General features: G+C 69.3%; 10 protein-coding genes. 3 read left to right on the top strand and 7 right to left on the bottom strand.

Annotated features, from left to right (window positions below):
* The coding region (locus ACM14_RS27210) for a cupin domain-containing protein (protein ID WP_065347879.1) at positions 1 to 561 on the bottom strand (561 nt) is incomplete at its 3' end.
* Positions 562 to 647: 86 nt separating this feature from the next.
* Here ACM14_RS27210 and ACM14_RS27205 point away from each other — a divergent pair.
* From ACM14_RS27205 to ACM14_RS27195, 3 genes are all read left to right on the top strand, one after another.
* Positions 648 to 2018: an AmpG family muropeptide MFS transporter gene (locus ACM14_RS27205; RefSeq protein ID WP_096914310.1), complete on the top strand. Its 1371-nt coding sequence runs from the start codon at positions 648 to 650 to the stop codon at positions 2016 to 2018.
* 104 nt (positions 2019 to 2122) lie between these two features.
* On the top strand, positions 2123 to 2884 hold the full coding sequence (locus tag ACM14_RS27200) for a response regulator transcription factor (protein ID WP_043821893.1): 762 nt from the start codon (positions 2123 to 2125) through the stop codon (positions 2882 to 2884).
* Between the two features lie 8 nt (positions 2885 to 2892).
* Positions 2893 to 4119: an ATP-binding protein gene (locus ACM14_RS27195; RefSeq protein ID WP_013800196.1), complete on the top strand. Its 1227-nt coding sequence runs from the start codon at positions 2893 to 2895 to the stop codon at positions 4117 to 4119.
* A 15-nt stretch (positions 4120 to 4134) separates the two neighbouring features.
* Here ACM14_RS27195 and ACM14_RS27190 read toward each other — a convergent pair whose 3' ends face one another.
* The 6 genes from ACM14_RS27190 to ACM14_RS27165 all read right to left on the bottom strand — a co-directional run bounded on the left by ACM14_RS27190 (position 4135) and on the right by ACM14_RS27165 (position 9859).
* Entirely contained in the window at positions 4135 to 4572 is a 438-nt protein-coding gene (locus tag ACM14_RS27190; RefSeq protein WP_065347878.1) for a hypothetical protein, read from the bottom strand.
* 396 nt (positions 4573 to 4968) lie between these two features.
* Complete coding sequence (locus tag ACM14_RS27185; RefSeq protein ID WP_065347881.1) at positions 4969 to 5385, bottom strand: GNAT family N-acetyltransferase; 417 nt, start codon at positions 5383 to 5385, stop codon at positions 4969 to 4971.
* A 103-nt stretch (positions 5386 to 5488) separates the two neighbouring features.
* Positions 5489 to 6442 carry a glycosyltransferase family 32 protein gene (locus ACM14_RS27180; RefSeq protein WP_063327725.1) on the bottom strand — a complete coding sequence of 318 codons (954 nt, stop codon included), beginning with the start codon at positions 6440 to 6442 and terminating at the stop codon, positions 5489 to 5491.
* Positions 6439 to 7476, bottom strand: coding sequence for a glycosyltransferase family 2 protein (locus ACM14_RS27175; protein ID WP_065347877.1), 1038 nt, complete (start codon positions 7474 to 7476; stop codon positions 6439 to 6441). The genes ACM14_RS27180 and ACM14_RS27175 overlap by 4 nt, the downstream gene beginning before the upstream one ends.
* On the bottom strand, positions 7473 to 8594 hold the full coding sequence (locus tag ACM14_RS27170) for a glycosyltransferase (RefSeq protein WP_065347876.1): 1122 nt from the start codon (positions 8592 to 8594) through the stop codon (positions 7473 to 7475). Before ACM14_RS27170 ends, ACM14_RS27175 begins: the two co-directional genes overlap by 4 nt.
* Positions 8591 to 9859 (bottom strand): O-antigen ligase, encoded by a 1269-nt coding sequence (locus ACM14_RS27165; protein WP_063327727.1) that lies wholly within the window; start codon positions 9857 to 9859, stop codon positions 8591 to 8593. The genes ACM14_RS27170 and ACM14_RS27165 overlap by 4 nt, the downstream gene beginning before the upstream one ends.
* Between the last annotated feature and the right edge of the window lie 17 nt (positions 9860 to 9876).

The raw sequence follows: 9876 nt of genomic DNA, 5'->3' as shown, positions 1-9876 counted from the left end.
CGGCTGGCCCGCCAGCTCCACGAAGCGCGCGTGAAAGCGCTGGGCGCTCATGTGGCACAGGGCGGCCAGCCGGGCCGTGGGCCAGTCCTCGTGCAGCGCGGCCTGCACCTGCGCGGCCAGCCCTTGCAGGTCCAGCCCCCGGCGCGCCAGCAGGCCGGGCGCCTGCAGCACCTGGGCCAGCTGCTCTGTGGCCGGGCCTTCCGACTCCCGGCCGCGCAGGGCCGGTGGCACGGAAAAGCGCCGCATCCGGTCCAGCCCCGGGCCGCTGGGCGCATCGATGACGAACACGCGCGAGCGCGGCGCCGCCAGGTAGCCGTGGTCCACGCCGGCGGGGATGAGCATGCCGCTGACGGCGTCCACAAAGGCGCTGCGCCCGCCCACCTCCAGCTCCATGCGGCCCTGCAGGGCATAGAGGATCTGCGCATGGCCGTGGGCGTGGGCCTGGTGCTCGCCGCTGTAGCTGCGCACCGAGCTGTGCGGCGCGAAGGCGGTATCGGTGGCATCGGCCGCGCCGTCTTGCGCGGCGGCATCGCTGTGGAGGGAAGAGAGGGTGTAGGCCATGGCGGCATCCTGTGCCCGCGATGGTAGCGCGCGCCAGTCCGCGCCACCATGGGCCCGATAATGGCCGCAGCCTGCCGCAGCACAACATGACCGAGCCGTCCACCACCACCCCCTCCGCCCCCTCCACCGCCGCCGAAACGCCCCGCCGCAGCTGGGGCCAGACCCTGCGCGTCTATGCCGAGCCGGCCAGCCTGCGCATGCTGGCCCTGGGTTTTTCGGCAGGCCTGCCGCTGCTGCTGGTGCTGGGCACGCTGTCGTTCTGGCTGCGCGAGGCCGGCGTGGACCGCACCACCATCGGCTACCTCAGCTGGGTGGGCCTGGCCTATGCCTTCAAGTGGGTCTGGTCGCCGCTGGTGGACCGCATGCCGCTGCCGCTGCTCACGCGCTGGCTGGGGCGGCGGCGCGGCTGGCTGCTGTTCGCGCAGATGCTCATCGTCGCCGGGCTGTGCGGCATGGCGTTCAATGATCCGCGCGTCTCGCTCACGCCGCTGGTGTGGTGCGCGCTGGCCGTGGCCTTCGGCTCGGCCACGCAGGACATTGCGCTGGACGCCTACCGCATCGAATCGGCCGACACCGAGCGCCAGGCCGCGCTGGCCGCCACCTACCAGACCGGCTACCGGCTGGCCATGATCTGGGCCGGCGCCGGCGTGCTGTGGCTGGCCGCCCGCGCCGAGGTGGCGGGCACGGCGGGCTACCAGAGCGGCGCCTGGCAGGTGGCCTACCTGGCCATGGCCGCCTCCATGGCCGTGGGCATGCTGACCGTGCTGCTCTCGCCGGAACCGGTGCCACGCCCGCTGGCGCCTGCCCGCAACGCGGCCGAGTGGCTGCACAGCGCGCTGGTCGAGCCCTTTGCCGACTTCCTGGGCCGCTACCGCTGGCAGGCGCTGCTGGTGCTCGGCCTGATCGCCATCTACCGCATCAGCGACGTGGTCATGGGCATCATGGCCAACCCCTTCTACGTGGACATGGGCTTCACCAAGGACGAGGTGGCCGCCGTGACCAAGGTGTACGGCGTGATCATGACGCTGGCGGGCGCCTTCCTGGGCGGGGCGCTGGCCATGCGCTGGGGCGTGATGCGCGTGCTGATGCTGGGCGCCGCGCTGTCGGCCGCCACCAACCTGCTGTTCGCCTGGCTGGCCACGCGCGGCCATGACGTGAATGCGCTGGTCTGGGTGGTGAGCGCGGACAACCTGGCCGGCGGCATCGCCTCGGCGGCCTTCATCGCCTACCTGTCGGGGCTGACCAATGTGCAGTACTCGGCCACGCAGTACGCGCTGTTCAGCTCCATGATGCTGCTGGCGCCCAAGTGGCTGGCCGGCTTCTCGGGCGCCTTTGTCGATGCGCATGGCTACGTGAGCTTCTTCCAGGCCACGGCCCTGCTGGGCCTGCCCGTGCTGGTGCTGATCGCGCTGGCCTCGCGCGTGCATGCGGTGCGGCCCGCGCAACGCGGCAGTTGAGCGGCTGTCCGCAGGCTGCGCTGTTTTACCGAACTTTACGCAAGCGACAAGCACGGCTGACCGGGCGCTGCGAGCATCGTCGCAATACGACGCCAGGCCCCAGCATGAATACACTGCCCTCCATGAGTACGCACCATCTTCTGATGATCGAAGACGACACCCGCCTCGCGCAGATGGTGGGTGACTACCTGGGCAACAACGGCCTGCAGGTCACGCACATGGGTGATGCCCGCAGCGGCCTGGAGCAGCTGCAGCCCGCCGACGGCGTGCCGGGCGCCGACCTGCCCGACCTCGTCATCCTCGACCTCATGCTGCCCGACATGGACGGCCTGGAGGTCTGCCGGCGCATCCGCGCCCTGCCCGGCCCCGCAGCCCAGGTGCCGGTGCTGATGCTCACGGCCAAGGGAGACCCCATGGACCGCATCATCGGCCTGGAGATCGGCGCCGACGACTACCTGCCCAAGCCCTTCGAGCCGCGCGAGCTGCTGGCGCGCATCCGCGCCATCCTGCGCCGGCGCGGCGGCGGCGGCGAGGGCTCGGCCGCAGGCCAGCCGACCACGGCACTGCGCTTCGGCAGCCTGGAGATCGACCGCGACGCGCGCAGCGTCACCGTGGCGGGCCAGCCCTGCGAGCTGACCTCCTACCAGTTCGACCTGCTGGTCACGCTGGCCGAGCGCGCGGGCCGCGTGCTCACGCGCGACCAGATCATGGAGGCCGTGCGCGGCCGCGAGCTGGAGGCCTTCGACCGCTCCATCGACGTGCACATGGGCCGCATCCGCGCCGCCATCGAGGCCGACCCCAAGGCGCCCAAGCGCATCCTCACGGTGCGCGGCGTGGGCTACGTCTTCGCCAAGCAACAAGACTAGCCAAGCGAATGAAGCTGCTGTCCCTCTTCTCCCAGCGCCTGTACCTGCGCATCTGGCTGGCCGTGGTGGGCGGCGTGGCCGTGCTCACGCTGACGGTGGCCTGGGCCTGGCAGATCGCGGCCGAGCAGAACGCGCAGAACGTGCAAAGCGCCAGCTCGCCGCCCTCGCGCGACGTGGCCATGCGCGATGCGGACGGCAAGGTCATCGCCCAGGGCCGCGCCCGGCGCCTGCCCGGCCCGCCTGAAGAGGGCCTGCGCTTCGAGATCGAAGGCACGGACGGCCAGACCTACATGCTGCACATGGCGCCGCGCCCGCCGCGCGGCGACCGCCCGCCGCACGACGGCGCAGCCGCCTTCTGGCTGCGCCCGCCCTTCGGCTTTCTGTGGCTGCTGGGCCTGGTGGGCGTGGCCGTGGCCGTGGGCGTGTTCCCCATCATCCGCCGCCTGCTCAAGCGGCTGGAGAACCTGCAGCGCGGCGTCAAGCGCTTTGGCGAGGGCGACCTGTCGGTGCGCGTGCCCGAGCACGGCAGCGACGAGGTGGCCGACCTGGCCCACCAGTTCAACGCCGCCGCCGCGCGCATCGAGACCCTGGTGACCTCGCACAAATCGCTGCTGGCCAATGCCTCGCACGAGCTGCGCTCGCCGCTGACGCGCATCCGCATGGGCCTGGAATTCATGGGCGACGACCCGGCCAGCGCCCGCGCGCGCGCCGAGATCCAGCGCAACATCAGCGAGCTGGACCAGCTGGTGGACGAGATCCTGCTGGCCAGCCGGCTGGAGACCTATGAGGGCGACGTGGGCACGATCGAGCCCGTGGACCTGATCGGCCTGGCCGCCGAGGAATGCGCGCGCGTGGATGCCGACCTGGACCTGCAGTCCACCGACGCGCTGGAAGTGCCCGGCATCTCCAAGCTGCTGCGCCGCGCCGTGCGCAACCTGCTGGAGAACGCGCGCCGCTACAGCCAGGGCGCCATCACGCTGGAGCTGGCGCGCCAGGACGCCATGGCCGAGATCCGCATCTGCGACCACGGCCCCGGCGTGGCGCCGGCCCACCGCGAGCGCATCTTCGAGAAGTTCTTCCGCCTGCCCGGCGCCAGCGAGCGCTCGGGCGGCGTGGGCCTGGGCCTCGCCCTGGTGCGCTCCATCGCCCAGCGCCACGGCGGCAGCGTGCACTGCGAAGGCCGCGCCGACGGCCAGCCGGGCGCCTGCTTCGTGCTGCGGCTGCCGCTGGCCTGAGCTGCCGCCTGCGGCTCAGCCGCGCCGGTGCTGCCACTCCACACGTTCCACAAGATCCCTGAGCAGGTCGAAATGCCAGCGGGTGCGCTTGAGCAGGCGGCCGTAGCGCGAGCGGGGGAAGCGGTAGGCGCCATCGGCCAGTTCGATGGCGCAGGACGCCAGGTGCCACTGCTGCTCGAACGCCTGGTGGCTGTCCGGCGGGTCGGCGCGCATGCGGCGTATGTGCGCCAGCGCCAGCTCCACCGCGCATTCCACGTCGAACTGGCGGGCCTTGCGGTCGGGCTTTTTGCCACAGACCTCGGCCAGGGTGACCAGCCTCCCCTCGATGACGACCAGACAGACATGCATGGCCTGCCACGCGCTGGGCCAGTCGGAAGGCCTTGCGGCTTGCGACCGCTTGGGCAAAGGCTGCGCCTGCACTGCCGCGTCGGCAGTGTTTTTGCGGGATGTCATGGGGTCAGCCCTCCTGTCGGAAAAGGCCGGACAAGGTGAATACGTTCATAGCTGCAGCTCCTGGTTGAGACTGAAGAACCACGCGCTGCGTTTCTACGCACAACGGGTGGAGTGTGGCGGTTAGAAACATGGAACCAGCCATGCGGACATCCTTACGGGTAGCCCCCACCACACCCCATAACTTGCGGACGTGCGCAAGCGCACATCCTGAAATTGGGTATGACAAAGCCCCGCTTTACGGTGGGGGCTGCACGCTGGTTCAAAGGTGTTTCTACGCACCGGGCCTTTCGGCTTGCGGCCAGTTTAACGGGGCCAGGGCGGGCCGGCCAGCCGAGCCCTGGCAGCCATACCCGTTTGATCGCTGGCTGTGCGGTGCGTGCAGTGCTCGGCGACGGGTCAGCCAAGCGTTTTTGTCCTCGAGTACACCCTCAGATTCCGGTTTTCGCCAAACCCATGCCGCTGCAAAAGCAGGGCAGCCTGAGGATTGAGGGCCTCTGCATAAATGGTGGTGTGGCCAATATCCTGCAGGAATTTCTGCATGAGGAGCCTGCCGATACCCCGCCGCTGCAGCCCGGGGTCCACGACGATTTCACTGAGGTGCGTGACCATGGCGCCGTCGGTGAAGCCGCGCAGGAAGCCGACAGCACCGCTGGTGGTCGTCGCCAGCAGGTAGTAGGAGGCACTGTACATCTGACGAAGCAGGCCTTCCGGATAGCTGCTGCCCCAGCCATTGGAGACGTATATCTTCTCTATATCTTTGAAATACGCATCGATATTGTCCTGGCGCTTCAGGATGGCGTAGTCCTGGTGCATATGCATCTCCCCCATTCAAACGCAATCCCACGATGATGGTGCACCGGATCGGGCACATCGTCGCAGACAGCTCTGGCTCGCCATGGAAGGCGATGAGCGGGATTCAGCCCCGCAGGTAGCGGTCGGCGATGCTGCCGGGCACGTAGAGGCCGCGCTCCAGGTAGAAGTCCAGCTTCTTGCGGTCGGGGGCGCGCAGCTTGATCAGCGGCACGGGCGCCTGTTCGGCGCGCGAGAACATCAGGCGGATCTTGAGCGGGGTGCGGCCCCAGTTACCCTGCACGTGCAGGAAGAAGGGGCCGTCCTCGGCCTTGGCCAGCCGCAGCCGGTAGCTGCCACCGGCGCGCAGCACGCGCTGCATGGCCAGGTGCATGCTGAGGTAGGCGGGCATGTCGATGCCCTGGCGCAGTTGCTCGTAATCGCCGGCCTGCTGGAGCTGGGCGATATAGGCCTCGCCCGTCTGCGGCAGGACCTGCTCCACGTATTCCTTGTGCAGTGCGGCGATGAAGGCGCTGCCCGGGGGCGCGGCCATGAGCCAGTTCTCGACCACGGGCACCTGCGGGTCGCGGGTGTAACGCTCCAGGTAGTAGGCGACCAGGTCGGCGCCGCTGCGTTGCTGCTGCTCCAGCAGCCAGTCCAGTGGCTCGGTGAGGATGGTGCTGGCATCCAGCCAGATGCCGCCATGGCGGTGCAGCAATTCCAGGCGCAGCCAGTCCGAGCGCTTGGCCACGGGCAGCTGCTGCAGGTTGCCGGGCAGCTGCGGCACGTATTGCGGCAGCTGCGCGTCGTTGAGGATGCGCAGGCTGTAGCCGGGGTTCAGGCGGGCCCAGTTGTCAAAGCAACGCTGTATGAGCAGCGGCACCGAGTCGCCATTCCAGTAGGCCCAGATGATGCGGGGTATGGGCGTGGAGACGGGCACGGGCGCCGCAGGCCCGATGTCATGGCTGCGGAAGTCGGGCGCGGGGCCCTGCTCCAGGCGACGTGCGAAGGTGGCGTAGAAGCGGCGCATGCCCGCCGCCAACCATAGCTCGCCCCGGGTTTTCAGTTTCAGGCCGCTCATGCAGGGGCTCCCGGTGTTCCCAGCTGCTGCGCGCGGCGCTCCCAGCTGCGCAGCTTCCATGCGCGCAGCCACCAGCCGCGCCGCAGATAGGCCTGGCGCAGGGCCGGCAGGGACAGCGGGGAGATGCGGCCGAAGTCCGCCAGGAACTGCTGCGCCAGCGCCTGCCGCTGCGCGGGCGGCATGTCCCGCTGCCGGTCGAGAAAGCGCAGGGCGCCGATGAGGTTGCGCGCGGCCTGGTGCGCCCAGGCGAAGTGCAGGCGCCCGTCGTTGCGCAGCGCATCATCCTGCAGGGCTTGCACGGCCTGCGCCAGGGGCCACAGGGCGGCGGACTGGTCTGCCGCCTTGGCAGGCGTCATGGACGCGAGGATGGAGTTGGCACGCTGCCGGTAGGCCACCCAGGGCTGGGGGTGGTAGTAGAAGCTGGCGCAGCGCAGCGCCATCTGCGGCATGGTCATCATGTCTTCGAAGTAGCGGCCTGCAGGAAAGCGCAGGCCCGCATCCCACAGGCTGCGGCGCGAGATCTTGGACCAGGCATGCAGCTGCCCCGTGCGCAGCAGGCCGGCCAGCAGGGCGCCCCGGTCTTGTGAACATTGCAGCGTGGGGCCCTGGAAGCTGTGCCGGTGCGCCTCGCCGCGCAGGCGGTGCTTGAGGCGCGGGGCCTCGCGCCAGACGGAGAAGTCGCAGAGCACGGCATCGGGCGCATGTTGTTTCACGATGGCCGACAGCCCGGCAATCGCGCCGGGCAGCAGCTTGTCGTCGGAGTCCAGGAACCACAGGTAGTCGCCCGTGGCCGCATCGATCATGGTGTTGCGCGCCGCGCTCAGGCCGGCATTGCGCTCGTGCTGCATGAGCTGCAGGCGGCCGGGCCAGCGCTGGTCCAGCTGCTGCATCAGGGCCCAGGAGCCATCGGTGGAGCAGTCGTCCAGCACCAGCACCTGCACGCCGGCATCGGCCTGGTCCATGACGGACTGCAGGCATTCCTCCAGGTAGGGCAGCACGTTGTAGACGGGCACCAGGATGCTGAGCCAGGTCACGGACGCTCCCCCTGCAGCAGGCGGGCGAACAGGTCTTCGTACTGGCCGGTCATGCGCTGCAGGCTGTAGTGCGACAGGGCTTCCTGCCGCGCGGTGGCGGCCATGCGCACAGCGGCCTCGTCATCCTGCAGCGCCTGCTGCAGGGCGTCGGCCAGCGATTCAGGGTCGGCGTGCGCGGCCAGCAGGCCGTTGTCGCCGGGCCGCACCACTTCCTGCACGCCCACCACGCGGCTGCCCACCACCACGCAGCCCGCCGCCATGCCTTCCAGCAGGGACAGGGGCATGCCCTCGTAGTGCGTGGACAGCACGCAGACGCGGTGCGCACGCAGCAGGCCGGGCACGTCGTTGCACATGCCGATGAATTGCACCTGGTCCTGCAGGCCCAGTTCGGCGCTGAGCCGCTGCGCCGCCTGCTGGGCGCGCGCCTTGCCGCCGCCGGCCAGGGTCAGCGTGGGCTTGAGGCCGCGCTGGCGCAGCACGGCCAGCGCGCGCAGCAAGGTGGCATGGTCCTTTTGCCGCGCAAAGCGCGCGGCCATGACGATGTCCGGGCGGCGCTGCAGCAAGGGTGGCGGCTCCTGCAGATAGGGCTCGGGCCGGATGCCGTTGCTGATGGCCATCAGCTTGGCGGCAGGAAATCCACGGTCCTGCAGACTCTGGCGCACGCCTTCGGAGCAGCCGACGATGGCGGCCGTGCGCTCGGTCAGCCACAGGGCCTGCGCCAGCCGCCAGCGCGTGTAGCGCTCGCGCGAGTTGTGTTCCACATGCACCAGGCAGGGCACGCCGGCCCACAGCGCGGCAAAGCGGCCCCAGAGGTGGTCGCTGAAACCATGGGCAACCACGATGTCCGGCCGAAAGTCCAGGCAGATGCGGCGCAGCTGCCAGACGGTGGCGGCATGGGACCAGCCGGCGACCACGTCGACATCGATGCCGCCGTCGCGCAGCTTCTGCACGCGTTCATCGGAGGTATTGCGCTTGCGCCGCAGCACCAGCCTGGCGTCGAAGCGGCCCGACGCGCGGTGCGCCGACACCAGATCCACCGCCACCTGGGTGGCACCCGAGAAGCCGCCCGTCACGAAGTGCAGCACCCGGGGCCGGGCGGTGGTGGCGCACTCCGTCACCGCACGGCTCCGCTGGCCCTCTCCAGGCCGTGCAGCGATGACCACAGGGCCACCACGAGGAAGACGAAGAAGACGATGCCGCTGTTGTGCACGAAAAATTGCTGTGACATGCCGAACGCCAGGTACATGGCTGGCATCAGGCTGCCCAGGATACGCAGCAGCAGGGCCTCGCGCCAGGGGGTGCTGTCCGCAGGCCACAGCGCCATGCGCCGCCGCGAGGGCCAGAACAGCCACAGCAGCGAGATGAACAGCGCCGCCTGCAGCAGCACGCCCGGCACGCCGAGCTTGACCCAGATGTCCAGGAAGTCGTTGTGGATGAAGTTGTATTCGCGGATGGACTGGCCATAGCTGCCAGCGTCCACGCGCCGGTGCATCTCGTCCACATAGCCCTGCATGCCCCAGCCCAGCAGGGGCTTCTCGCCGATCATCTGCACGGCCAGCCGGTACTGCTCCAGCCGGGTGCCCAGCGAGGTGTTGGAGTTGCCGGCATGAAGGTAGGTGCTCACATCCAGGTAGACCTCATCCACGCGCTCGCTGACGCGCGGGATGAAGGCCATCACGGTGGCCAGCGCCACCACAATTGCAGCGCAGCCCAGCAACAGGCGCCCGAAGTACTGCGGGCGGTACATGCGCACCAGCACCATCAGCATGAAGAACATCGGCAACAGCGCCAGCCACCCGCCGCGCGAGCCCGACAGCAGCGAAGCCAGCGCCCCCAGCGCGGCAGCCGCCAGCACCAGCAGGCGCCAAAGCAGGGAGCGCTGGTGCCAGAAGGACACGGCATAGATGCAGGAGAAGCAGCCCAGCAGCAAGGCCATGTTGCCCCACTGGATGGCATTGGTGTAACCCGTGGCCCGTTCCATGCCCAGCACGCAGACCTGCCACAGGGCCATGAAGCCCGCGCCTGCGCTGCCCAGCGGAATGCCCCACAGGAAGATCCGCGCCGTGGGCGGATAGCACATGGCGAACAGCAGGCTGACCGCGCCCAGGATGAATTTCACGGGCCGGTCGAACTGCCCGGTGCCCCCGTCCAGCACGGACAGGAAGTACCACATCACCGCCATGCCCATGAACAGCGCGACCAGCAGCCAGGTGCCGTTGGACTGCCGGTATCTGACCCAGCGAGGCAGAAAACACAGGGCGCCCAGGACCATGAGGCCGGCGCCATAGGAATAGCCCGAGCGCAGCCACAAGGCCAGCCCGGGCACCAAAATAGCGGCCAGGGTCGTGAGGAGCCCTGGCAGCTTCGACTTGTCAAATCTCATCAAGACCGCAACTTTCT

The organism is Delftia sp. JD2 (assembly GCF_001682645.1).
In the GTDB taxonomy this organism is placed as follows: domain Bacteria; phylum Pseudomonadota; class Gammaproteobacteria; order Burkholderiales; family Burkholderiaceae_C; genus Comamonas; species Comamonas acidovorans.
Note: the sequence above shows the minus strand (reverse complement) of the source record. Positions and strands in the feature narration are given on the sequence as shown.

Bases quoted from the DNA above. Each gene is read 5' to 3' on its own strand.
- ACM14_RS27195 (WP_013800196.1), top strand. From the start codon at position 2,893: ATGAAGCTGCTGTCCCTCTTCTCCCAGCGCCTGTACCTGCGCATCTGG.
- ACM14_RS27180 (WP_063327725.1), bottom strand. From the start codon at position 6,442: ATGAGCGGCCTGAAACTGAAAACCCGGGGCGAGCTATGGTTGGCGGCG.
- ACM14_RS27205 (WP_096914310.1), top strand. From the start codon at position 648: ATGACCGAGCCGTCCACCACCACCCCCTCCGCCCCCTCCACCGCCGCC.
- ACM14_RS27190 (WP_065347878.1), bottom strand. From the start codon at position 4,572: ATGACATCCCGCAAAAACACTGCCGACGCGGCAGTGCAGGCGCAGCCT.
- ACM14_RS27200 (WP_043821893.1), top strand. From the start codon at position 2,123: ATGAATACACTGCCCTCCATGAGTACGCACCATCTTCTGATGATCGAA.
- ACM14_RS27165 (WP_063327727.1), bottom strand. From the start codon at position 9,859: ATGAGATTTGACAAGTCGAAGCTGCCAGGGCTCCTCACGACCCTGGCC.
- ACM14_RS27185 (WP_065347881.1), bottom strand. From the start codon at position 5,385: ATGCACCAGGACTACGCCATCCTGAAGCGCCAGGACAATATCGATGCG.